General features: G+C 56.5%; 22 protein-coding genes and 2 pseudogenes. 18 read left to right on the top strand and 6 right to left on the bottom strand.

Features of this window, described 5'->3' with window-relative positions; genetic code table 11:
* The 4 genes from QRN36_RS15225 to tssI form a co-directional block, all read right to left on the bottom strand.
* A partial coding sequence (locus tag QRN36_RS15225) for a DUF6531 domain-containing protein (protein WP_285424802.1) occupies window positions 1-1,897 on the bottom strand: 1,897 nt, incomplete at its 3' end.
* A gap of 5 nt (window positions 1,898-1,902) precedes the next feature.
* Window positions 1,903-2,370, bottom strand: a complete 468-nt coding sequence (locus QRN36_RS15220; RefSeq protein ID WP_285424801.1) for a DUF1795 domain-containing protein — start codon at window positions 2,368-2,370, stop codon at window positions 1,903-1,905.
* A gap of 33 nt (window positions 2,371-2,403) precedes the next feature.
* Window positions 2,404-2,982: a DcrB-related protein gene (locus QRN36_RS15215; protein WP_093458292.1), complete on the bottom strand. Its 579-nt coding sequence runs from the start codon at window positions 2,980-2,982 to the stop codon at window positions 2,404-2,406.
* Window positions 2,983-2,992: 10 nt separating this feature from the next.
* Complete coding sequence (tssI, locus tag QRN36_RS15210; protein ID WP_285424800.1) at window positions 2,993-4,846, bottom strand: type VI secretion system tip protein TssI/VgrG; 1,854 nt, start codon at window positions 4,844-4,846, stop codon at window positions 2,993-2,995.
* A gap of 737 nt (window positions 4,847-5,583) precedes the next feature.
* On the opposite strand from tssI, the gene QRN36_RS15205 reads away from it, so the two are divergent.
* The 11 genes and pseudogenes from QRN36_RS15205 (at window position 5,584) to QRN36_RS15155 (ending at window position 12,281) form a co-directional block, all read left to right on the top strand.
* The gene (locus QRN36_RS15205; RefSeq protein WP_285424799.1) at window positions 5,584-7,053 is read left to right on the top strand and encodes a DUF6861 domain-containing protein; all 1,470 of its coding nucleotides are present in this window, start codon (window positions 5,584-5,586) and stop codon (window positions 7,051-7,053) included.
* Between the two features lie 8 nt (window positions 7,054-7,061).
* Window positions 7,062-7,394 (top strand): hypothetical protein, encoded by a 333-nt coding sequence (locus tag QRN36_RS15200; RefSeq protein WP_285424798.1) that lies wholly within the window; start codon window positions 7,062-7,064, stop codon window positions 7,392-7,394.
* A gap of 230 nt (window positions 7,395-7,624) precedes the next feature.
* Window positions 7,625-7,831, top strand: a complete 207-nt coding sequence (locus QRN36_RS15195; protein ID WP_285424797.1) for a hypothetical protein — start codon at window positions 7,625-7,627, stop codon at window positions 7,829-7,831.
* A 686-nt stretch (window positions 7,832-8,517) separates the two neighbouring features.
* The gene (locus tag QRN36_RS15190; RefSeq protein ID WP_285424796.1) at window positions 8,518-8,925 is read left to right on the top strand and encodes a hypothetical protein; all 408 of its coding nucleotides are present in this window, start codon (window positions 8,518-8,520) and stop codon (window positions 8,923-8,925) included.
* A 113-nt stretch (window positions 8,926-9,038) separates the two neighbouring features.
* Window positions 9,039-9,359 (top strand): hypothetical protein, encoded by a 321-nt coding sequence (locus QRN36_RS15185; protein WP_285424795.1) that lies wholly within the window; start codon window positions 9,039-9,041, stop codon window positions 9,357-9,359.
* A 291-nt stretch (window positions 9,360-9,650) separates the two neighbouring features.
* The gene (locus QRN36_RS15180; RefSeq protein WP_285424794.1) at window positions 9,651-9,926 is read left to right on the top strand and encodes a hypothetical protein; all 276 of its coding nucleotides are present in this window, start codon (window positions 9,651-9,653) and stop codon (window positions 9,924-9,926) included.
* Window positions 9,927-10,098: 172 nt separating this feature from the next.
* A pseudogene (locus tag QRN36_RS15175) lies at window positions 10,099-10,395 on the top strand (DUF6861 domain-containing protein); the annotation flags it as partial.
* A gap of 116 nt (window positions 10,396-10,511) precedes the next feature.
* Window positions 10,512-11,042 carry a hypothetical protein gene (locus QRN36_RS15170; RefSeq protein ID WP_285424793.1) on the top strand — a complete coding sequence of 177 codons (531 nt, stop codon included), beginning with the start codon at window positions 10,512-10,514 and terminating at the stop codon, window positions 11,040-11,042.
* 143 nt (window positions 11,043-11,185) lie between these two features.
* Window positions 11,186-11,487 (top strand): annotated as a pseudogene (locus QRN36_RS15165) (DUF6861 domain-containing protein); the annotation flags it as partial.
* 115 nt (window positions 11,488-11,602) lie between these two features.
* Entirely contained in the window at window positions 11,603-11,902 is a 300-nt protein-coding gene (locus QRN36_RS15160; RefSeq protein WP_285424792.1) for a hypothetical protein, read from the top strand.
* 55 nt (window positions 11,903-11,957) lie between these two features.
* Window positions 11,958-12,281, top strand: a complete 324-nt coding sequence (locus QRN36_RS15155) for an immunity protein Tsi6 family protein (RefSeq protein WP_285424791.1) — start codon at window positions 11,958-11,960, stop codon at window positions 12,279-12,281.
* Window positions 12,282-12,405: 124 nt separating this feature from the next.
* On the opposite strand, the gene QRN36_RS15150 is transcribed toward QRN36_RS15155, so the two are convergent.
* Window positions 12,406-13,341, bottom strand: a complete 936-nt coding sequence (locus QRN36_RS15150) for a DUF6508 domain-containing protein (RefSeq protein ID WP_285424790.1) — start codon at window positions 13,339-13,341, stop codon at window positions 12,406-12,408.
* A gap of 59 nt (window positions 13,342-13,400) precedes the next feature.
* On the bottom strand, window positions 13,401-13,739 hold the full coding sequence (locus QRN36_RS15145; RefSeq protein ID WP_285424789.1) for a hypothetical protein: 339 nt from the start codon (window positions 13,737-13,739) through the stop codon (window positions 13,401-13,403).
* Window positions 13,740-14,038: 299 nt separating this feature from the next.
* On the opposite strand from QRN36_RS15145, the gene QRN36_RS15140 reads away from it, so the two are divergent.
* The 7 genes from QRN36_RS15140 to tssH all read left to right on the top strand — a co-directional run bounded on the left by QRN36_RS15140 (window position 14,039) and on the right by tssH (window position 22,875).
* Window positions 14,039-14,788 (top strand): hypothetical protein, encoded by a 750-nt coding sequence (locus QRN36_RS15140; RefSeq protein ID WP_285424788.1) that lies wholly within the window; start codon window positions 14,039-14,041, stop codon window positions 14,786-14,788.
* 68 nt (window positions 14,789-14,856) lie between these two features.
* Window positions 14,857-15,390, top strand: coding sequence for a type VI secretion system contractile sheath small subunit (tssB, locus tag QRN36_RS15135; protein WP_093458283.1), 534 nt, complete (start codon window positions 14,857-14,859; stop codon window positions 15,388-15,390).
* 14 nt (window positions 15,391-15,404) lie between these two features.
* Window positions 15,405-16,907, top strand: a complete 1,503-nt coding sequence (gene tssC, locus QRN36_RS15130; RefSeq protein ID WP_093458282.1) for a type VI secretion system contractile sheath large subunit — start codon at window positions 15,405-15,407, stop codon at window positions 16,905-16,907.
* A gap of 25 nt (window positions 16,908-16,932) precedes the next feature.
* Entirely contained in the window at window positions 16,933-17,415 is a 483-nt protein-coding gene (tssE, locus tag QRN36_RS15125) for a type VI secretion system baseplate subunit TssE (protein ID WP_285424787.1), read from the top strand.
* A complete protein-coding gene (tssF, locus tag QRN36_RS15120) occupies window positions 17,415-19,247 on the top strand; it encodes a type VI secretion system baseplate subunit TssF (protein WP_285424786.1) in 1,833 nt (610 codons plus the stop codon). The genes tssE and tssF overlap by 1 nt, the downstream gene beginning before the upstream one ends.
* Complete coding sequence (tssG, locus tag QRN36_RS15115) at window positions 19,211-20,281, top strand: type VI secretion system baseplate subunit TssG (RefSeq protein ID WP_285424785.1); 1,071 nt, start codon at window positions 19,211-19,213, stop codon at window positions 20,279-20,281. Before tssF ends, tssG begins: the two co-directional genes overlap by 37 nt.
* Window positions 20,278-22,875, top strand: a complete 2,598-nt coding sequence (tssH, locus tag QRN36_RS15110; protein ID WP_285424784.1) for a type VI secretion system ATPase TssH — start codon at window positions 20,278-20,280, stop codon at window positions 22,873-22,875. Before tssG ends, tssH begins: the two co-directional genes overlap by 4 nt.
* Window positions 22,876-22,899 lie beyond the last annotated feature (24 nt).

Raw genomic sequence — 22,899 nt, 5'->3', positions numbered from 1 at the left:
TCCACCACAGATATTTCGACTTGCGCGTCGCGTCGATGATGGTGTGCGGCAGGCCATCGTCGCTGTTGAGGTATTCGGTTTTGTGGCCGAGGGCGTCGGTTTCGGCGATGAGGTTGCCCTTGTCGTCGTAGCGCGCTTGCCAGACGCTGCCGTCCGGGTACGCAACCGAAGACACCAATGTAGTCAGATGGTGATACGTGTATTTGATACTGCGCCCCAGCGGGTCGGTTTCCTCGATGAGTCGCGAATAGTCGTCGTATCCGAGCTGCAGGCGATTGCCGTCCGGCAGCGTCAGACCGGTCATATTACCGCTGTCGTCTATGTCGATCTTGTAGTGTTCGCCACCGTAGTCACGGCTTGCGATTACGCGGTGGTCTTCGTTGTAATGAATTTCCAGCTCGCGGCCCAGCACGTCGGTTGCCCAAGACTTGCGGATCCTGAAGTCGTAACGGAAGTGGAAATGCTCGCCATCACTGGTCCAGTGCTCGACCACGCGCGGCTGTCCGTCGATGGTTTCCCAGCGGTAGTTGCAGCTCAGCCCCAACGCATTGCTATGGGTCGCCATGACACCTTCGGCGTAACTGAAACGACGCATCGAGTCGCCATTGCGGTTGATGACTTCGATGAGCTGGCCGTTGTCGTCATAGCGATACTGGACCAGCGTCTCAACGGCCTCATTGTCGACCACACGCTTCACGTCGGTCAGGCGGCCTAACGGATTGTCGTAGTGCAGGTGAACCCTGACGCCACCGGTGGCGCTGATGTCGGTCAGCGTACCGTCGACGGTCCGCGTGAAATGCAGAAAATGCCCGAGCGCATTCTCGATACGCTGCAAAGGCACGCGAGTGTCGTCGTCCGGGACTTCGCCGAAGTAGAAAAAGATGTTGTCGAGGGTCTGAAGCAGGTAATGCCCACCCTCTGTGCAAACCAGATAGACCTGTTCATGAGAGTTGTAGACCCGCTCTCCCGCCTGAACATCAACGAAAGGCACGCTACGGCCCTGGTTGTCGGTGAGGTAGACGAATCGGCCACTGCGACGCAGGTTTTGCTCCCACGGCAATACCCAGCCACGCCCCAGGACACTGTCCACGGTCAGGTCGCTGGCATAGAAGCGCGACCACTCGATGGGCATCAGTCCCGGCAGGCTGAAGTCGGTTTCATCCGGAATGACTTTGCGCCCGGTGGTCATGTCGACCGGGTTACCCGTGAGTCCACCCACGGCGCGTTCAATGGCAGGTCCGACTACATAACGACTGGCGACCTCGCCCGCGACAAAGCCTGCAGTGAACTTCATCACGCATGGCATGACGGCCTTCATGCCCGCCTGGGTGCCGGCCTTGATCAACTGAGCGATACCGCCCGCCGCGCCGGCGACAGCCATCAATATGTCTACAGTGGTGCGCAGCCACCCAGGGATTTCATCGTCAACCGGGAGATATCGCTGGGTGCCACCACCGATCAGCACATTGTTCGAGCCGCTCGAAATGGTCGCGCCACAGGTAATCTTGTCGCCCTTGCGCGCCGCCGCAGTACTGTTAATGAATACGTTTGTCGAACCTTCGGCGACCTGAACCGGCCCCGGATGTTTGCTACATGCTCCCAGACTTAGAGCAACGTGAGCCGCCTGCCGGCTGTTGACGAAAACGTTGGGTGAGGCTGTCACGATCGTCCCGGAGGGCGATGAGAACATACTCCCTATCGCCTCCCCTGCGGCGGTGAGCAGGCTACCTCCGACGCCTGCTGCAAGACCCGCCAAAAGCGCGACGCCGAACCCGCACGTGAAGGTCGCAATGGCGACGGTCGCGACCAGTGCAATACCCAACGCAGCGCCGAGGAGAAACCCTCCAAGGGCGCTGGTATGTGAAATGTCATCGCCGAACCGGGCAGCTTCGAACATGAGCGTTACTCCTGTTCGCTGGAGTCGGGCGCGGCCGGGTCGCTCTGGCGGGGCTGGAAGCTGGCGAGCAAGCCGTCCCAGTCCTGATTCTGCTGCGCGCTGAAGTCAGCTTGCGCGGTGGTTGAAAATATCAGCGCACGCCCAGGCTCTATGAGGAATGCGGCCTGGCGCTGATAAAAAGGTCGTCCTTCGTTCATGTAATACGCGTCGATCTGAACCCCGTCGATGGGCGCCACGGCCGACAGTGCTACGGCTTTTTTACCCAGCAGCGTGTAGCCACGCAGCTTGGACGCGAGCATTTTTACCTGCCTGTCGACGTAGGCTTTGAGGGTTTCAGAGGGCAGCAGGTTGTCGCGCGAAATGGTAATGCTCAGCGGGGCCGGGATACTCGCACCCAATACAAACATGTTGACGGTGCGGTCTTGAAATCCCTGCGGCAGCGCAATGCTGCCTTCCTGCAACTCATAGTCCATGTGAAATTCTTTCCTGAGATCAGTAAATCGGGTTCAGCGGGTCGCCATGCCTGAGAGCATATTGTCGAAATCGACGAGCCAGAGGCTCAGACTGGGTTTGACCGGGTCAATCACGCACGAAAGGCTCAGCCACTGCGACGTTTGGCCGTCAGCCACTGGAACGATGCCGCCCACTAGCCTGCCATGTCGCTCTGCATGTCCCATCGTGAAGTGAAAATCCACGGCTTTCGCGGGACTGCCCGCCAGTGAGCAGTCACGCTCACGGATAACCCGCAACTGAGGATAAAGTTTGCGAAAGGTCTGCATGGCGTCTTGCAGCAGAACGTCCAGCGTCGCCCCTTCGCGCACATCGCGTCGCTTGATCGTAAGCACCACGGGTTCGCCATCGTGCTCGATGGTTGTCTGTATATCCCGGAATCTGAAACTATCGGGCAGGGACAGGTCGAAGCCGCCGAAGCTGAAGCGACTGGGCACATCGCGCAGTGGCACGACCGGCTCAGGCTCCGGTTCTGGCTCTGCTACCGGCAATGGGTTTTGCTGTTCAACACGCGCCGCCTCTTCAAGCGCCAGACGACGCTCGGAGATGCGGTCATAGATGCTGGTCCTTGTCATCGGTCACACCTTAATCGTTGACGCGCACTGGCGCGCCGGTGATTTGCGTCGTACCAGTGCTCACCGTTGAAATCGTGTTGCCTTTGATCTCGATTCCATCAGGCGTCAGCGTAATGCTGCTCTCGCCCACCTGAAGAATGATGTGCTGCTTGGCACTGACCTGGATGAACTGGTTGTCGACCTGAATCGTCAACGAGCCTTCCTGCACGTTCATCACCGTGTCTTTCTTGATCGTCTCGGTGTGAGTGCCGCCCACGGTAATGGTCCGGTTCGCGCCGACGTGATGGCTCTCGTCGACCTCGATCTCGGTGTCCATGTTGCGTTCGGCGTGCATGATGATCTGCTCGGCGCCAGACTTGTCTTCGAAACGGAAGAAGTTCGCAGTGCCGCCGTCGCCCTTCATCGACCGCGTCAAGAACCCGCTCTGCGTTTTGTTCGCCGGCAGCGACCACGGCGGGGTGTTCTGGCTGTTGTAGAGGCTGCCCATGATCAGCGGGCGGTCGGGGTTGCCGTCGAGGAAGACGACCACGACTTCGTCACCCACCCGCGGGATCTGGATGCTGCCGAAACCGCCGCTGGCGCCGGATTGGGCGACGCGCACCCAGCAGGAGCTGTGGTCGTTGTACTGCCCGTTGCGATCCCAGTGGAACTGGATTTTTACCCGACCCAATTCGTCGGTGAAGATTTCTTCGCCGGGCGGACCGACGATGATGGCGGTCTGCGGACCGGGAATCGTCGGGCGCGGCGTGGACAGTTGCGGACGAAACGGGATCTTTTTGCGCACACAGGTGAAGGTGTTGTAGTAGCTCGCAGGGTGGCCGTTGAGGTAGTTGTTGTGGCCTTCGCTTTCAACGCCCATGAGCAGAAACTGACGGTCTTCGGCCGAGCCTTGATCGTGGTCGTAATGCTGCAACAACTCAAAGGTGTAACCAGGCTTCATCGCACGGCAGTTGCTCGCGCCGCTGAAGCTTTTGCCCTTGAGCTCCAGCGCTTCGACCCGCAGACGCACCAGCGCCTCGCCCTCGTCGTAGGTGCCGTGGGTGTACTGGCCGGGGAAGTCGTAGATCTCGAAGTTTTGGACATCGCCCTGTTTGTTCAGGCTGTTCATCGTCACCGGCAGCCGGTTGTTCGGCTGGCGGTAATCGAAGGTCTGAACGGCGATCTTGCCGGACTGCAGTTGGCGGTTGCCGCTCCATTGAGTAATGGAGTCTGCGGTCTCGGTGACGGAAGCGGTGTGGAAGCGGATCTGCGGCTGTTCAGGCAATGGCACCAGCGTGCTGGAGTCATCGCAGATGATCATGGTGTGGCCTTCGGCGGTGTGCTCGAAGTAGTAAAACATCCCTTCTTCTTCCAGCAGGCGCTGGACGAAATTGAAGTCGGTTTCACGGTATTGGGTGATGTAGGTGTAGCGCTTCTGAGGCTTGGTCAGACGGAACTCATGGCGGGAGAACGCCGGGCAAAGCGCGAACACCTGGGTGACGACTTCCTCGACCGTATTGCCCTGAAAAATCCGCGTGTCGAAGCGGTTTTTGAGCATCGAGAACCAGGGATTCAGCGTTGCGGTATAGCGGGCCATGCCGCCGTCGCTGCCGATGCTGGCGAAGCGCGTGAGATAACCGGCCAGGAAACGTGGCGAACCCGAGGCGAGCTCGATTTCGATGGTGACCAACTGGCCCATCATGGACTTGAGCTCAACCCCGGAATCTTCGCAGACCAGCAGCAGTTCAAAGCTGTAGGCCTGTGACAAGCCTTCGCGCCCTTTGAAGGATTCGATGAGCAGTTGCTGCTCAGGATTGGCAAGGTTGTTGAACTTGAACAGACGCCGGTTCTGAGGCGAGAGCAACGCGGCAAGGTCCATCGACATGTGTATCTCCTTGGGGCATGGGGGACAACGCTACCGCCATGCTCAGCAACAACAGGTTACGAGCAACAAGGGATCAAGACCCCTGCAGCACCATCGCTGATTCACCGACTGCGCAGTACTGCAACATGCACCGACTCCGGTAGCCTTGTTCCGAACGCTTCGTAGGACATTAACTACCCGAATGTGTAATCCATATGTCAGCGCAAGATTCGCCGGCGAACTGCGAATAACGATGAATTAAAACCACTGGCAGGCTGCATTCGTCTCGACGCTTCGACGCTCTGCGTACACGCTGGACAATGCGACCGCGAAACAATGTGAAAGTGCCACTAGCGCGCCAGAAAAGCGAACAGGGTCACAGTCTCATAATTGTTACAAGTGTCCGAAAGCGAGGAAGGAGACACTCCCGGGCGGTGTCATGTCAACCCGCTGACCGGTTTTTGCGAAGTCATTCGCAGTGCACCCGTTCACTGATGTGGTGAGATTGCCGGATATTCAGTCTGGCAAAAGCAGAATAATTCGAGCCATAACAGCGGATTAACGGGTTATATGAGAGAAGTGCTATCTATATGACATCATTGCCGAGTGTAACGCATTTGAGAAAAATGCAGCGCTTCTGGAAATTTAATGTTCAAGTAGCGGTCTGACCGGCACTAGTGGCTACCTGATATCGAGTCATTCGCCGTATCGCGACCCGTCTCTACGACCGGCTCTCAACCAAGGACAGTGATGTGTAAATGGATCTTTTAGCCCACGTGCCCAGTTGGGACGACATCGAACGAAATCTGGACCATAAATTCAGCGAACTGAACCAGAGCGTCAGCCACGGTTTGCAGAGCGCCCATGACGGCTGGGACGGTTTCACCCGCCGAGTCAGTAACGGTGCAAGTCAGGCGTACGGCGCCATGGGCGGCCACCGGATAGACTATGTCCGGCAGGCGATGGCCCTCTCCTACCCGATCATGCAGTCGGACCTCTCGCGCAAATGGGCGTCGATCAACATTGCGGACATCTTGCCGGTGTTACTCAAGCTGGTGCAGGAAGTCGTGATGATTCTCGGGGGGAGCGTTGCCGTTGGTGGCGCCATCGGGGGCGCAGTCGGCTCACTTGCGTTTGGTGTTGGCGCTGGCCCCGGCGTGATGGTCGGCGGTGGAATCGGTTTGCAAGTCGGCAACCTGATCCTCATGGGCTTGGGATTGGCGGCCATCGCCGAATATTTCTATCAGGGTTTACCGGCTTGCCTGTCCACGCTGCAAGAAGGTCTCGCCACCGCATGGAATGCCGAAAACGGCGTAAAGCCTGCGGGGCTTGACCCCACTGGCGGCTCGGCAGCAGTTATCCAGGAACGAACCGAACGTGCTGCCCGGCAACTCGCCCGTGGGCAGGAGCAACTGGTGTTGCTACTGCTGACAGCCATCGTGACGTACCTCACACGCGGGCAGATGAAGGCCGGCGTGATGAACAGCATGGAGAGCATTGCGACGCGCAGTGCCACGCTTCAGGCGAGTATTTCGAACAAGGAGTTTGCGAGCTGGCTTGGTAAGAATCAGAGCAGGATTCTGGCGGAGCCGGAGTTGCAGATCAGGAATGCGACGCCATTAGGAAAGATAGACCCTGAACTCGAGGCAATGCGGGAACACTACGCGAAGCAAGATCCTGGTTTCGTATCAACGGATACGTTGCGCAAGAAAACCATCACTTTTAAACCAATTGGTCTTAGCGGCGAGCAAATCGATGATTACTTAGCCACCTCAGACGGAAAAAAATACTTAGCCAAGCTTATTGCAGCAGATCCCAAGGCAAATCTAGAAGAAATATATGCAAGGGCATATGGACAAATAGGGTCAGGCAGTACAATTCCGAAAGTTGTCAATTTGAACAGCCCACTAGTAAAAATAGCGCCTGTAACTGAAGAAAAAATCAGTGATTTCTCTCCCTTCTTTACGACGATGAAGGAATTGAAGGCTGCAGCCAGCTCTGATAAAACGCTCGCAGACTCACTTGGATTGCCATTAATAAGTGAAGATGCAAAGTATAAAATTTATGAAATCACGCCCCTGAGTCCAACGGAGGTCTTCGTTAACGAAATTGCACCAACAACAGAATTCGGAGGTAATATAGCGAGAACAGGCGGGGGTACGCAATTTCTGGTGCCAAACCGGAAGGAATGGTCCGCCGCAAAGCTCATTGGCGAAATTGACAATTAGGAACCATTATGGACACCAACCTTCTTAAACAAGCAGCCAAGCACCTACGTGAAAGGCTTGACTTCTATAAATTAACCGATCGTGCGGCGGTAGCTCTATACGCTGATTTAGAACCCTTACTCTTGGCGGCCGAACAGGGGCTCATTAAAGATAAACTCGAACCGAGAGACATTCCGGGCTATAGATTGATAGTCGATACCAGCCTGCAACAATATGACGACTTGTCAAAGGCATACAGCAAATTTTATTTGGAACTTACAGACGGCCGCAACACCAAGGCTTATCAGATCATTAAAGACATGTTAGAAAACAACCCTAAAGCGGATGATAGCTTTTCATAACTCGAGAGCGTTGAACGATGCGAAGCTTCCTCTATTCAGCGAGATTGGACGAATCCGAAATCAGTTTTTTTGATATCTACCCAATCTTAGCGATACCTTCGTCTTTGGTACGTGCGCTTAAGGATGCTCCGATCAACTTGCCGCACCGAGGCGCACATCATCCCAAGGAGTGGGACTGTCTGGCGGACACATTCAAAAATACGTTTTAAATTTATCGGATCTACCATGCCATGAGCCGCCAAAACTTATCCAGACGAAAAATCGAACAAGCAATCCGTGCTGTTGACGACACCCATCAGCCCTCGATAGAAATATTGAGCGTCACGAGCGAAAATCAGCTAGAGCATTTCAAGGAGCGGCTGTTAGAAGCGTTGGTGAGAATTATGGAAGACATGGTGCCGGATCGTGAGTATCGCGAACTCGGCATCGCGAAATAATTACAGACCAATGGCCTTACAGCCTCGCCCTCGGCGCGACTATTGTTGAGGCGGAGCATGCCTATAAAGCGATATGAATACAGAGCCACCGGCACTCTACACAACTGGCAGATTTTTAATCCTGAACAAACGGCAGGGAGCACATGCGACGTTCTTATCGTGAAAGACGCAGCTTATTTTTTTTGGGGTGGGGCGCAAGGCGTGCCTCCAAGCGCCGACGATTGAGCTAGGCCCGGCAGCGGCATTACGGAACGAACGCGCGACGCAATACAAGATTTGATTCCAAACTAAGCTGGTAGGCGCGAGTGAAATAGATCGACAGCATCGGAAATGGATAGTGAACGCAAAAGATCTTCAGATATCAGCACTTAGGTTAGAAAAATCACTCATCGCATTTGCGAAAAGAGACGTCGAGGCATCAGCGCTCTATGCTGATTTGAAGCCGTTGCTGAAGCTTGTGAAGGACGGGGTAATCACCACTCCTTGGGAGTGGGGACAGATTCGAGGACGATACCGGTTCAGCGAAAGAGGGCTCCAGGCGTACGAAGAGTTGGAGCAGGCGTTTGCAACTTTCTGCGTCGAGCTCACGGGAGGTGAGACGCCAGCTCTGAAATGGATGCGTGAATTCAGGTCTCAGGATAACTAGGTCAGAGAAACCCAACTAAAAACCGACAAGGGATGTCAATATGGCCAGGCCCATCCTAAACCGACTCCTGCTTGCATTAGCAGCTACCCTCTTCTGCATCACACCGACTTATGCTCGGGACAGCGAACGAACGCTCCGCAGCGTCATTGCCGAACAACAAAAACAGCTTCCCATCATGCTCGACCCGATAACCCGGATCGACAACATCAGCTACGCCAATCACAACGTGATGTACAAAATTTCGCTTTATAACTATAAAAATCGCCCTGGCGAGCGGGTGTACTACGAGAGCTACCTGACTCAGCAGATCCAGAAAGCGCTGTGTAGCCAGACGGCCTATCTACTCTTGCTTGAGCTTGGGAATACGATCACCTACAGCTACTCCAGCACCCAGGCAGAGCCGATTACCGAGATAACCTTCGGCCCGGAGACCTGTCCAAAAATGTAATTGGTGATTCTTGCGATGAAAAGGCATTTACAATTTCAGAACCCTCGATATGACAGATACCATTCCAACAATCTCGACGATGACACGCATTTCCGCAGATAACCGGGAGAATCATGGACATTCTGGCCTTAAAAAAATCCGCAGTAGAGCTGCGGAAAAATCTGGAAATTTATAAGGAAAAAGAGCCAGCAGCGTTGGCCCTGAATGAGAATTTGGAGCCCTTAATATCTGCGGCTGAGCGAGGCGAAATTATCACTCCAGTTGAGCCTAGAGACATACCAGGCAGCAAGATCATGGATGAGTCAAACCTGCGAAAATATCAGGACCTTTCGGAAGCTTACAGCATCTTCTACATCGAACTTATCGGAGTCCGTGGCTCAGAGTCATATAAAATGATGGAGGACATGATAAAAGCGTTCAGGAGCCAAAAATAAGCTATGGTAGGGTTCGGCCGTTGGATCGGATCTATAATCATGCCGGATGCCAATCTAATCAGCCGTAGAGAGTTCTCCAGAGCAAACTTGGAAGCGGCCATTTTATACAATTGACGCTCTCCGACTTAGCAGACGCAGGCATTTTTGGGATCACTGCCCCGCAGGCACGGAGGTTTACATTGGTGAGGTAGGATCACAGTGAGGTTTTTATATGGGCGGCACCCCGCAAATCGTGGTAGTTAATCCATGGATGATCGAAGGGGTTCAAGTAATAAGTTCGAGTCCTTTAAAATGAAAAATCTAAGCCAAATAAATGTCATTATGATCCGGATGTCTGCCCTGCTGCGTGCTGGAAACAAAGAATCGTGGGCCGAACGACTTGATGACTACCGTGCAGAATTATCTATCGACTATGACTTCGCACTCTCGCAGATAATCAGATTATATGGCGGAATGGGGTCTCTCACCGATATTGTTTTGTACCACAACGGACAGCCTCAAATTAGTGAAAACAATGAGCTTGCCAAATTGCGAACACAGTTATTCGAGCTTTGCATGCAACACTGACGCGGCCCGTACTCTGACGCAGTCATATTTCAGTTTCAGAAAGATTGAGCTTGCAAAGTGCCCGAGCACAGTGTAAAGGACAGATAATTGGTATAAAGGTCCCGAGCACTGGCTTATAGATACCGGCGCGCGTGCTGCCAATACGCGTTCATTTATCCTCCCGTTTACCATTTTCCGCAAATGGGCGCCGATCAACATCGCGGGCATCTTGCCGGTGTTGCTCAAGCTGGTGCAGGAAGTCGTGATGATTCTCGGGGGGAGCGTGGCCGTTGGCGGTGCCATCGGGGGCGCTGTGGGCTCTCTCGCTTTCGGTGTCGGCGCTGGCCCCGGCGTGATGGTCGGCGGCAAAATCGGTTTGCAAGTCGGCAACCTGATCCTCATGGGCTTGGGACTGGCGGCCATCGCCGAATATTTCTGCGAAGGCCTCCCGGCTTGCCTGTCCACGTTGCAGGAAGGTCTCGCTACGGCGTCCTGGGGGATTAACTTTTCCTGGCGGATGCGTGAAGCAGTGTTAGACAACGTATCTATCCCTCACAACAATAGTATAGATACAATCATGCGTAGCCAAAAGGTACTGAAAATTCAATGAGCAATGATCCGGATGACATCCTAGCGATTGCGCTAGCCAATGGTGAACTTGATAAGTTTCTGGTAGGCGAACCATTTTATTTTTTTGAGACCAAAGACGACAATGATGATCCTCAAAATGTCGTTGTGGCATTCGATCTTTTGTTCATGCCTTACTTTCGCTCAGGCGATAAACTGTTTCAGGCGACGCTTGTCACTTCTCTAGTTAAAATGCTTGAAACTTATCCGGACCGAGATCGAGCAATTTATATGGCTCAGCGTTGGATCTGGTATTACAGGTTCTGCATATCAAAACGAAACGCCCAACCTCAAGGAGTCTATGCCGCCCTCCCGGACATAGATCTAACCGCCCCTTCCATCGTACTGAAACGACAAATGGAAGCTAACAAAGCTGAACTCATTGAGGACACTCGCTGGGCTGGCGCTACTTGGAATAGCAAATATGGCCTATGGGAGCCTTTGGTGCGTACTGCCCTGCACGTGCGCGACAAGTTAGGCGGTCCTGATTACGTACCCACAAATGCTTAAAATTAACGCAGGCAAAAATTGTGGCAGTATCAAGTTCCAGGCGGCCGGCAGGTGCTGATTTTAGGGGGAGTGTGGCCGTTTAGAGCGCCATCGGGGGCGCTGTGGGCTCACTCGCTTTCTGTGTTGGCGCTGGACCGGGCGTGATGGTCATGGGCCTGGGACTCGCGGCCATCGCCGAATATTTCTACGAAGGCCTCCCGGCTTGCCTGTCCACATTGCAGGAAGGTCTTGCAACGGCATGAACTGCCGAGGCTGGCGTAAGCCCGTGGGGCTTGATCCTACTGGCGGCACGGCAGCGGTTATCCAGGAACGAAGCGAACGTGCTGCCCGGCAACTGGCCCGTGGACAGGAGCAGCTAGTGCTGTTGCTGCTGACAGCTATCGTGACGTACCTGACACGCGGACAGATGAAAGCTGGCGTGATGAACAGCATGGAGAGCATTGCGCCAACGATTGAGCTAGGTGGAATAGTGGAACGGACAGGTGGAGCAATTCAATATGTTGTACCAAACCGAGGTCTCTGGACTCCAGCAAAACCAATAGGTTTCATAGGAAATAGCCATGAACATCTTCAAAATTAAAGAACTAGCAATTAGATTGGAGCAGGAGCTTGTTGCACACTCAAAGATAGACCCAGAGTCAATAGGTTTGCACTCTGATCTCAAACCTTTATTGGAGGCAGCGAAAGCTGAAAAGATATTGGCTCCACTTGAAACGAGGGACGTTCCCGGGCGGTATCGCTTTACGGAGAGGAACCTTCAACAATATGAAGAATTAGAAGATGCCTTTGCTAAATTCGCGATTGAAGTGACGGGAGGCGAGCCACCGGCACTTAAATTATTCCGAGAATCCAAAAAATGACAATGCGACATATGTCGGGATAGCCTTACGGGACTGACACCAAGGAACCTGGGACTTGAAAAAAGCCATCGATTACATCGACGAAGCCATCAGCATGACGCGGTCGAGACTGGAATCGGGCTCCAGAGACGCCGTGTATTCCGGCCTGCTCTACAACCTTGAATTTTTGAGAAATGTGGTGTTGGGCGTCGAGACAGACAAAGCTCAACTGCATAGGCTCAAGATCTGTGTCTGGCCGGCAGAAGATTTCCATCGAGATGATCCGGAGCATTCAGATGCACTCGCTATCGCCGACCACATCCGTGACCAGATCGCACGCGGGCTCAAAATCCAGCTACCGGATGGCCAGCCTCCAGAAAGCCTCTCGAACTATCGCTAGGCGACTCAAAACCTGAGCTGGCGGGGCATCACAACACTTGATATATGTCTCGACCAAGCATCGACGGGCGCCTGCTCACAAACGAGAGTGACGAACTTCATCGACTGCTCTCGACGCTTCACTTTCACTTGATTTCGGCACGCAGCACTTGAAGCCTGCGCAAGATGTTCAACACATAACCCTCTTCGATCACCGAGCCGTTGTGCCCATCGCAAAAGCGCTCGCCTCTGAGGCACCAGGTCAACACGCTCTGTATGTCGGCCAGGCTCGCCTGGGCGATATAAGGTTCAATTTCGATCATCAATCCGGCGCCATGTTTTAAGTAATCGAAGTCATTCCAGCATTCCTTGGCGACGGCGCGATAAAAATCCTCTACCACTGCAGCGTAAAGAGGCCAATAAGTACCTTCGAGGACCGTGTAGGTTTTGATGGCAACGCCATTGGGATAAAGGCGTGGCAAAAACGATAGCAATTCGTCCATGTCTGTACGCTGAGGGATGGGTTCACTGGGCAACCGGACGTCCTGCGGGCCGCGCATCAACAGCACGTTGCCAGATTGCAGTTCAGGGGTGAAGGCACGAACGTAGAAGTCAAAAGACTGGATCTGACCACGAGTCAATTCGTTGTTCGTGTAGGCATGCACGTCCTTTCTGTAACGGCTGAACGCCTCCGACGCGGCGCCATCGGCAAACAGTGAAACCAATGCCGCACACTGCATGAACCAATAGATGTCCAGGGAGCTATCGGTCCCTCTGGCATAGCTCAAATCGAGCGCTTTTGAATGTAAGGCCTGCGCCAGTTCATGCCCCTGAGCACGGCAAACATCGGTCAGCGCTTGGGGATAATGCGCTTGAGCGTGGTCGATGAACGCCAGATAGCGACTGCGTAACGCCTCATCTTCCCGGCCCAGCGGCGGGCACCCGGGCGGCGGCACGGACAAGGGCTGGCGCACTTCGTACGCCGGTAACCCGCTCAAGTTCTTCTGCACACGGTTCGCCTGCGACGCTATGACAGGTTCCTCGCGACTCAAAAAAGCGCTGACGCGACGCAACCATTGCATGGGTAAAACTCCTGTGACGTATTCGCTGCTACCCGGCGACGTCGATCCATGCCGAGGCTTCAACGAGCTCTCTGGCGGGCTTCAACCCAACACGCAAAACCAGCCAGCTCGATGGCGGCGTTATACCTTGATGCCAATCCCTGCGTAACCCGCACCTGGCAATAACACTCGTTTTTTGACTCGAATGCGGTTGTCGTCCGACCGGCCGAGCGCTTCGCCACCGCCCCCATTGCCATCATCAACGCCTTCCAAAAAAAACCAAGTTCAGCCCTTAGTTGACGCTCATCCGTAACGCGCGAGGTGAACCGGTTCACCTTTTTCATCTTTATTCCCAAATCGTTATGGGATCCAAAAAATCGCCACAGCCCTTGATTCACAAGGCCTGCAGCGATGTTCATGTGTATCGGAATTGTAACTAGTAGCACTCGGACATCATTGCGATGTGTAACAGAAACGAGAAAAACTTGGCGTCTGTAGGAACTTTCCTACGCGAAATGGTGCCTGAGCTGACGCTACTGGCTAGTCAATATCGATTTGCTAGCACCCCACTTCCACCTATTGTGCGACGCAGTTTCCGCGACGTTGTTTGTCCGGTCTGACTTCTCGAGCAGGTGTGCCGGTTGAGAAATGTGTAGCCCTTTCATTGCCCTGTTGTTGGTCGGCAAATTTGAAGAAAGGGTTCAAGGATGATGTATCGATGACTCAGACGTTTGATGTAGAAGCATTGATCAAGCTGCGAAGCCAGACGCGGGCCATTTCCGATGTGCTCAAAGCGCAGGCTTCGGATTATCTGGCGACGCTGTCATTGCTGATACGCCCGCAAACGCTGTTTGGCGAATACCTGCAAGGCGCCCAGCGCAGCAGTGGTCGTGAAACCCAGCATCACTTCAAAGAACTCAAAGAGCTGTACGACAGAATTGGCGCGGCGTCTCCGTTCCAATTGGTCAATGAAATGGAAGTGCCGCTGAACCTCATCAGCACCACCCCTGAATTGTTCCCACTGGAATACGACAAGGTGCTGGAACAGAGCGGCCAGACCATTCGAATCACCAGCCCGACGCGCTGGGTAGTGGGCTTTAACTCATTCGATCTGGCGCAGTTCCGCAAGGTCATCAAGGACCCGAACCGCAGCAGTGCCGAGCTGTATCGCTTCGTCGTGCATTACCTGGTGCTGTTCTATTGCGTCAGTAAATCACCGGGCCTCGGCCGCCTGTTCGAAGGGCTGCGCTTCCCGGTCAGTTTCGAGCGGTTGAAAGATTTCGGCGACCTGCCCTTCTGCGTGATCAGCTCGCCGGTGCGCTCGACGCTGCCGGACGACTCGGTCATTCGCAGCAGCACCCAGATCGCCGGCAACGCCAGTTTCGAGGAGCTGGTGGGCCACGACAGCATCATGGAAATGAAAGATGAGATTCGTCAGCGCCTGCTGATGACGATCGAAGGACTGTAACGCGGCCGGCTCATCGTCGGGCCGACACGCAAACGAATTGCAGCGAGTCACTCGCACAGGAGATCACGATGGCGAAGAAGGAAAGTACCCAGCACAAACTCGACCGCGTTCGCGCCCCTCGGGTTCATATCACTTACGACGTGGACATCGGCGACGCTCAGGAAAAGAAAGAGCTGCCCTTTGTCGTCGGCGTGCTGGGCGATTTCTCCGGCAATCCGCTGGAGCCTTTGCCAAAGCTCAAGGACCGCAAGTTCATCTTCATCGACCGTGACAACTTCAACGGCGTGCTTAAGGGCATCAAGCCGCGTCTGGCGTATCGGGTCGACAACACGCTGGCCAAGAACGGCACGCAGCTGGGCGTCGAGCTCAACTTCAACACCCTGGAAGACTTCGAACCGCAGAACGTGGTCAAGCAGGTCGAACCGCTGCGCAAGCTGCTGGAGGTCCGCAACAAACTGGCCGACCTGCGCAACAAGATGGGCGGCAACGACAAGCTCGAAGAGCTGCTGATGGACGTGTTGCAGAACACCGAAAAGCTGAAAACGCTGGGCAAGGAATTCGGCCGTGAAGCCGCTGTGCCAGCCACCGACGCCAAAGAGTAAGCAGGAGCACGACGATGAACGATAAACAAACCGTAGCTCAGCAGGACGCCGATCTGGTTGAAGTGGAAAACTTCGCGCCACAGTCCTCGCTGCTCGACAGCATCATTTCCGAAAGCCGCGTCGCCCGTTCCGAAACCGAGCGCACCCGCACCCGCGACCTGATCGGTGAGCTGGTGGGTCAGGTCCTCGAAGGCGAGATGACGCCGAGCAAAGACCTGATTGCCGTGCTCGATGCCCGGATCGCCGAAATCGACTCGATGCTCTCCGAGCAGATGAACGAGATCATGCACGCTCGCGAATTCCAGCAGCTGGAAGCATCGTGGCGCGGCCTGAAATATCAGGTCGATCAGACCGAAACCAGCACCACGCTGAAGATTCACCTGCTCAACGCCTCGAAAAAAGACCTGGTGCGCGACCTCAAGGCGTCCTCGGAATTCGACCAGAGCGCGCTGTTCAAGAAGATCTACGAAGAAGAGTACGGCACCTTCGGTGGCGCGCCGTTCGGCATGCTGCTGGGCGATTACGAATTCAATCGCAACCCGGAAGACATGTACCTGCTCGAAGAGATTTCCCACGTCGCGGCAGCGGCCCATGCGCCGTTCATTTCCGCGGCATCGCCTGAGCTGTTCGGCTGGGACTCGTTCACCGACATGTCCGGCCCGCGCGACCTGGCGAAGATTTTCGACACCGTCGAATACGCCAAGTGGAAATCCTTCCGCAACTCCGAAGACTCGCGGTATGTCGGCCTGACCCTGCCTCACGTGCTGGGTCGTCTGCCGTACGGGCCGGATACCACGCCGGTGGAGGAATTCAACTTTGTCGAAAGCGTCGACGGTCGCGATCACAACAAATACCTGTGGATGAACGCCGCCTACGCCCTGGGCACACGCGTGACCGATGCGTTCTCCCGTTACGGCTGGTGCGTGGCGATTCGCGGCGTCGAAGGCGGCGGTCTGGTGGAAGGCCTGCCGACCCACACGTTCAAGACCGACGATGGCGAAATTGCCCTCAAGTGCCCGACCGAAATCGCGATCACCGACCGCCGTGAAAAAGAGCTGTCGGACTTGGGTTTCATTCCGCTGGTGCACTGCAAGGGCACTGACTATGCCGCGTTCTTCGGTACGCAGTCGACCCAGAAACAGAAGCAGTACAACACCGATATCGCCAACGCCAACGCGCGGCTTTCGGCACAGCTGCAGTACATCTTCGCCACCTCGCGTATCGCTCACTACATGAAAGCGATCATGCGCGACAAGGTCGGCAGCTTCGCTTCGCGCAAGGACGTCGAGTTGTTCCTGAACAAGTGGCTGTCCAGCTACGTGCTGCTCGATGACACCGCAAGCCAGGAAGCCAAGGCCAAGTTCCCGCTGCGCGAAGCGCGTGCCGAGGTCTTTGAAGTGCCTGGCAAGCCGGGCGTCTACAAGGCCGTGACGTACCTGCGCCCGCACTATCAACTGGACGAACTGACCGCGTCCCTGCGCCTGGTTGCAGAGTTGCCGCAATCTACACGCGGCTGATCGATGTCGTTGCCAGGGAGGCAATATGAGTAGCCAACACAAGTTGTTGCCGTCACTGCTGGACCGGTTGCTGGACGACCGTCCGCACCAGTCCATCGAAGCGTCATCGCAACGCTTGTGTTCGCTGGCCGATTACAAGGCCAGCATCGTCCGTGACCTGGAGATTCTGGTGAACACTCGCCAGTCTCTGGTCGCCGAAGAGCTCGACGGCTTTGCCCAGTTGAGCGGCACGATCCTCGATTACGGCATGCCCGATTTCACCAGCAAGAGTGTGCTCGACCCGCAGGATCGCCTGCTGATTCAGCGCCAGCTGGAGAAGGCGATTTCAGTGGGCGACCGGCGCTTTCGCAGCGTGAAAGTACAACTGCTGGCCCAACAGACTGGCCAACGCATGCTGACCTTTCGGGTCGACGCCGTACTGCGCCTGCAGGATGTGTCGCGTCAGGTTTCGTTTGACGCGGTGCTGCAGGTCAACACCCAGGAATACAAAGTACAGAACCTCAACTGATGCTCGACGACCTGCTCCCCTATTACGAAAAGGAACTGTCGCACCTGCGCTTTTTGGGCCAGGAGTTCGCGAGCCAGTATCCGAAAATCGCTTCACGGTTGCTCATCGAGGGCGATAACTGTGAAGACCCGCATACCGAACGTCTGATCGAGGCGTTTTCGTTTCTGGCTGCCCGCGTCCACAAAAAACTGGATGACGAGTTTCCGGAGATCGTCGAGTCGTTCCTCGAGGTGCTGTACCCGCACTACCTGCGCCCTACCCCGTCGATGTCCATCGTCGAGTTCAGCATGGGCAAGAGCAAAAATGTCACTGAAGCGTACCGCGTCGCCCGGCATACCGAGATTCACGCCAACCCGGTGGAAGGTGTGGTGTGCAAATTCCGTACGTGCTACCCGGTGGAGCTCTGGCCAATCGAGGTGCAACAGGCCTCCTTCGTCGAGATGGAACGTTCGGCTTTCAACGGCCACAGCGCCGATCTGGTGGCCCGTCTGCGTATCGGTCTGGGCACGACCACCGACGCGCTGTTCGGCCAAATGGAGATGGACAGCCTGCGTTTCTTCCTCGATGGCGAAAGCACGTTGATGCTGCAGCTCTATGAGTTGCTGTTCAACAACCTCGCCAAGGCGACGGTCACCTTCGAGGACGAAGGTCGCAGCCGGGAAGTGGCGCTGCCGGCCGGTGCGCTCAAGGCCGTAGGTTATGGGCTGGACGAAGGACTGGTGGATTACTCGGAACGGTCGTTTCTGGGTTATCGCCTGCTGCACGAGTACTTCACCTTCCCGGACAAATTCATGTTTTTCGACCTGTCCGGCTTTGGCCGCATCCTCGCCGGCAAGGCGCTGGAAAAGGTCGAGATTAACTTCTACTTTTCCGACTACGACCTGAACGACCGCCTGGCGCGGCTGACGCAGAACATCGGGCGCACCAACTTCAAGCTCAACTGCACGCCGATCATCAACCTGTTCCGCCAACAGGCCGAGCCGATCAAGCTGACCCACGCGCAGCACGAATATGCCGTCACCCCCGATGTGCGCCTGCAGTCGTCCGCCGAAGTGGTGTCCATCGATCGCGTGCGCCGGGTCAAGAATATCGGCGGCATCGATCAGGTTGCGACCTGCCATCCGTTCTTCGAGCCACGGGCCGAGCAAGGGCCAGGCAACAGTTTCTGGATCGCCCGCCGTCGCCCGGTGCAAAACCGCCAGAACGATGGCACGAACATGTTCATCCGGGTCGTCGACCGCGATCTGGAACTGATCGACTCCAGCAACGACACGCTGAGCCTCAGACTGACCTGCAGCAACCGCGACATGCCGCTGATGCTGCCCTTCGGCGGCGCGCGTGGCGATTTCAACATTCCAGCCAGCTCGGTGATCAAGGACATCCGCTGCCTGCGCAAGCCCACCGCTTCGGTTCGCGTGCCGCTGGGCAATGGCGTGATCTGGAAGCTGATCTCGCACCTGTCGCTGAACCACATGTCGCTGGTGTCCAAAGGCCGTGAAGTGCTGCTGGAACTGTTGTCGTTGTACAACTACCGCAACACCTCGGCGATCCGTAAGCAGATCAATGGCATCGTCTCGGTCGCCAGCGAGCCGGTGGTGGCGCGCATCGGCCATCCGCGGCCCAATTTCGTTCGCGGCGTCGGCATCACCCTCACCTTCGACGAAAGCCAGTACACCGGCAGCGGTGTGTTCCTGTTCGGCATGGTGCTGGACCATTTCTTCGGTCAGTACTGCTCGATCAACAGCTTTACCCAATTAACCCTACGCACCTTGCAGCGCGAAAAGAGAGTGGTCCAATGGCCCCCGCGAACCGGCGATCAACCCCTGGTCTGATTGACCAGGCACGGGCTGAGCCGCACCGATTCGAGTTCTTTCAATTGGTGCGTTTGCTCCGCCTGCATTACAGCAGAAACGGGCGCATGGACCTGCAGACGCGGCCGCATGAAGATCCGCTGCGCTTTCGTTCGCAGTTATCGCTCAACTTCCCGGCGAGTGAAGTCAGCGACCTGAAATTCGAGCGCGAAGGCAATGTATCAGCCGCCGGCCTGCCACTGTCGGAGGTGCAGGTGACGTTCATGGGGCTGGTCGGCCCTTCCGGCGTCTTGCCGCGTCCTTACACCGAACTGCTGATGGAGCGGCACATTCAATACCGCGACGACGCTGCGCACGCTTTTCTCGATCTGTTTTCGCATCGCATGACCACGCTGTTTTACGAGGCCTGGCAAAAGTACAAGTTCTACATCGAGTACGAGCGCACCGGCACGTCGAACTTCGACCGTTACCTGCTCAATCTGGTGGGTTTCGGGCCTCAGGCGCAGAAACAGAAGTTCGCCCCGAACGGCTCGCCGTTGCGTCGGGAGCTGTTCAGCTACTTCTCCGGGATGTTCGCGCAGAAGCCGCGCAACGCGCTGAACCTGCAGGTGATGCTCGGCTTTTATTTCTCGCTGCCGTTCAAGGTGAGTCAGTTTGCCGGGCGCTGGCTGAAGCTCGATGTCAGCCAGTGGACGCAACTGGGCCGCAAGAATGCCGTCCTCGGTCAGAGCGCGGTGGCGGGCAATCGCGTCTGGGATTATCAGTCGTGCGTGCGCATCGACATCGGCCCGCTGCAACTGGCCGATTACCAGCGCTTTCAGCCAGGCACACAGGACTACCAGAAACTGGTGGAGCTGGTGCGTTTTTACGTCGGCGCCCAACTGGACTTTCAGATTGCGCCTACCCTCGCGCGCCAGGCCGTGCCCCTCGCCCGCCTGGGTCGTCAGGGCAACGTTGCGCTGGGCTGGCTGGGCTGGCTCAAACGCCCGGACGTCGAGGTCGAGCCTTCCCGCTGTGCCGTTTTCCATATTCCTTTTGATGGGGTCTCCCTGTGAACCTGAAGTCGCTGTTCGCCAAGCTCAACGAAACCAGTCGTACAGCCACGGAAGCCGCCGCCGCACTGTGCCTTTCCGAGCATCACTACGACGTTGAAGTCGAGCACCTGTTGTTGCAACTGCTTGAAGGCAACGACAACGACCTGCCGGCCATTCTTCGGCATTACGACGTCGTGCCTGAGCGTTTGCAGGCGCAGTTGGTCACGGCGCTGGGCACCTTCAAAAAGGGCAACACCCGCACGCCCGCTCTGTCGCCGCACATCACCCGCATGATAGAACAGGCGTGGCTGCTGGCCTCGATCGAGTTCGGTCAGAGCCAGATTCGCACCGGCTACCTGGTTCAGGCACTGCTGGACGACGACGAGCTGCGCCGCGTCGTGATCGGCTCGGCCGCCGAACTGGAAAAAATCAACGCCGACGACCTGCGGGTCAACCTTGCAGCGCTGGTCGAATCAAGCCCGGAATCGCGACTGGCCAAGCCACTGGGCACGTCCGAGGCGAGCGCCGGTCGCCCACTCGCCGGCAACGGCAAGACGCCTGCGCTGGACCAGTACACCGTCAACCTGACGCAGAGCGCCCGCGAAGGCCGTATCGATCCGGTGCTGGGTCGCGAATTTGAAGTGCGGCAGATGGTGGACATCCTCACCCGCCGTCGGCAGAACAACCCGATCCTCACAGGCGAAGCGGGCGTCGGCAAGACCGCGGTGGTCGAAGGTCTGGCGCTGCGCATCGTGCAGGGCGACGTGCCTTCGGTGCTCAAGGACGTGGCGATCCACACCCTGGACCTGGGCCTGTTGCAGGCCGGCGCCGGCGTAAAGGGCGAATTCGAGAATCGTTTGAAATCGGTCATCGAAGAAACCAAGCGCAGCCTGCACCCGATCATCCTGTTCATCGACGAAGCCCACACGCTGATCGGCTCGGGCGGTCAGGCCGGACAGAACGATGCCGCCAACCTGCTCAAACCTGCGCTGGCCCGTGGCGAATTGCGCACCATCGCGGCCACCACCTGGGCGGAGTACAAGAAGTATTTCGAGAAAGACGCCGCCCTCGCCCGCCGCTTCCAGGTGGTGAAGGTCGAAGAGCCGGACGAAGACAAAGCCATTCACATGCTGCGTGGCCTGCTCGGCAAAATGCAGGAGCACCATAAGGTGACGGTGATGGACGAAGCGCTGGTGCAGGCCGTTCGCCTGTCCAATCGCTACATCACCGGACGCCAGCTGCCGGACAAAGCGGTCAGCGTACTGGACACCGCCTGTGCGCGGGTGGCGCTGGCGCAATCTGCCCAACCCGGCGCGCTGGAAGACTGCAAACGCCTCATTGAAAACGTCGAGGCGGAAATCACCGTATTGCAGCAGGAAGCGTCCAAAGGCAGCGATCATGCTCGTCGCCTCGCGGCACTCAACGAGGAGCTGGGAACCGCCCTGGAGCAACGCGAAGCCCTTGAGCACCAATGGAAACGCGAATTGGAACTGGTCGAGCAACTTGCCCGCACCAGCGCCAGCGAAACGCCCGACGCCCAGGAGATTTCGGCGTTGCGCGCCGAACTCGCAGCCGTTCAAGGCGAACAGCCGCTGGTTCACGCGCTGGTCGACGGCGGCACCATCGGCGAAGTGATTTCCGGCTGGACCGGCATTCCCCTGGGCAAGATGCTGCGTGACGAAATCGAGACCGTGCAGCGCCTGCCGGACCTTCTGGGCGAGCGCGTACTGGGCCAGGACCACGCGCTGCTGGAAATCGGCAAACGCATCAAGATCTCCCGCGCGCGCATGGAAGACCCGAACAAGCCCATCGGCGTATTTCTGTTGTTGGGTCCGAGCGGCGTCGGCAAAACCGAAACCGCGCTGGCGCTGGCCGACACGCTGTACGGCGGCGAACGCAATGTGATCACCATCAACATGTCCGAGTACCAGGAAGCGCACACCGTTTCCAGCCTCAAAGGCTCGCCGCCGGGTTATGTCGGCTATGGCGAAGGCGGCGTGCTGACCGAAGCGGTACGGCGCAAACCCTACAGCGTCGTGCTGCTCGATGAAGTCGAAAAGGCCCACCCCGATGTGCTGGAGCTGTTTTTCCAGGTCTTCGACAAAGGCGTGCTGGACGACGGCGAAGGCCGCGAGATCAACTTCCGCAACACCGTGATCATCCTTACCTCCAACACCGGCACTGACCGGATCATGCAGTGGTGCCTGAACGCGACCGAGCAGCCGACGCCTGACGAAATCGTCGAGGGCCTGCGCGATGAGTTGAATCAGGTGTTCAAACCGGCGTTCCTCGGCCGCCTGTCCATCGTCCCTTACTACCCGGTCAAGGACGCGATTCTGCAACGCATCGTCGCCCTGAAGCTGGAGCGCATCCGCAAGCGTTTCGAACGCAATCATCAGGCCGTGCTCGGCTACGACGAGTCGCTGGTGGCGGCCATTGCAGCACGTTGCACCGAGGTCGACAGCGGCGCGCGCAACATCGACAACATTCTGTCCAAGACGCTCATGCCGGAGCTCGCCCAGCACGTGCTCGAACGCATGGCCCAGGACAAACCGATTCAACGGCTGGACATCGAACTGGGCAGCGACGGCGACTTCGCCTACCGCCTGACCTGATTCGAGCATTCATAGGTAGTAGTC

It is taken from the genome of Pseudomonas sp. efr-133-TYG-103a, assembly GCF_030209235.1.
Lineage (GTDB): Bacteria > Pseudomonadota > Gammaproteobacteria > Pseudomonadales > Pseudomonadaceae > Aquipseudomonas.
Note: the sequence above shows the minus strand (reverse complement) of the source record. Positions and strands in the feature narration are given on the sequence as shown.

Excerpts from the sequence above, each read along its gene's own strand:
- tssE (WP_285424787.1), top strand. The coding sequence starts at position 16,933 with ATGAGTAGCCAACACAAGTTGTTGCCGTCACTGCTGGACCGGTTGCTG.
- QRN36_RS15140 (WP_285424788.1), top strand. The coding sequence starts at position 14,039 with ATGACTCAGACGTTTGATGTAGAAGCATTGATCAAGCTGCGAAGCCAG.
- tssI (WP_285424800.1), bottom strand. The coding sequence starts at position 4,846 with ATGTCGATGGACCTTGCCGCGTTGCTCTCGCCTCAGAACCGGCGTCTG.
- tssF (WP_285424786.1), top strand. The coding sequence starts at position 17,415 with ATGCTCGACGACCTGCTCCCCTATTACGAAAAGGAACTGTCGCACCTG.
- QRN36_RS15190 (WP_285424796.1), top strand. The coding sequence starts at position 8,518 with ATGGCCAGGCCCATCCTAAACCGACTCCTGCTTGCATTAGCAGCTACC.
- QRN36_RS15195 (WP_285424797.1), top strand. The coding sequence starts at position 7,625 with ATGAGCCGCCAAAACTTATCCAGACGAAAAATCGAACAAGCAATCCGT.
- QRN36_RS15180 (WP_285424794.1), top strand. The coding sequence starts at position 9,651 with ATGAAAAATCTAAGCCAAATAAATGTCATTATGATCCGGATGTCTGCC.
- QRN36_RS15205 (WP_285424799.1), top strand. The coding sequence starts at position 5,584 with ATGGATCTTTTAGCCCACGTGCCCAGTTGGGACGACATCGAACGAAAT.
- QRN36_RS15170 (WP_285424793.1), top strand. The coding sequence starts at position 10,512 with ATGAGCAATGATCCGGATGACATCCTAGCGATTGCGCTAGCCAATGGT.
- QRN36_RS15160 (WP_285424792.1), top strand. The coding sequence starts at position 11,603 with ATGAACATCTTCAAAATTAAAGAACTAGCAATTAGATTGGAGCAGGAG.
- QRN36_RS15220 (WP_285424801.1), bottom strand. The coding sequence starts at position 2,370 with ATGGACTATGAGTTGCAGGAAGGCAGCATTGCGCTGCCGCAGGGATTT.
- QRN36_RS15150 (WP_285424790.1), bottom strand. The coding sequence starts at position 13,341 with ATGCAATGGTTGCGTCGCGTCAGCGCTTTTTTGAGTCGCGAGGAACCT.
- QRN36_RS15200 (WP_285424798.1), top strand. The coding sequence starts at position 7,062 with ATGGACACCAACCTTCTTAAACAAGCAGCCAAGCACCTACGTGAAAGG.
- QRN36_RS15215 (WP_093458292.1), bottom strand. The coding sequence starts at position 2,982 with ATGACAAGGACCAGCATCTATGACCGCATCTCCGAGCGTCGTCTGGCG.
- QRN36_RS15145 (WP_285424789.1), bottom strand. The coding sequence starts at position 13,739 with ATGAACATCGCTGCAGGCCTTGTGAATCAAGGGCTGTGGCGATTTTTT.
- tssB (WP_093458283.1), top strand. The coding sequence starts at position 14,857 with ATGGCGAAGAAGGAAAGTACCCAGCACAAACTCGACCGCGTTCGCGCC.
- tssC (WP_093458282.1), top strand. The coding sequence starts at position 15,405 with ATGAACGATAAACAAACCGTAGCTCAGCAGGACGCCGATCTGGTTGAA.
- tssG (WP_285424785.1), top strand. The coding sequence starts at position 19,211 with ATGGCCCCCGCGAACCGGCGATCAACCCCTGGTCTGATTGACCAGGCA.
- QRN36_RS15185 (WP_285424795.1), top strand. The coding sequence starts at position 9,039 with ATGGACATTCTGGCCTTAAAAAAATCCGCAGTAGAGCTGCGGAAAAAT.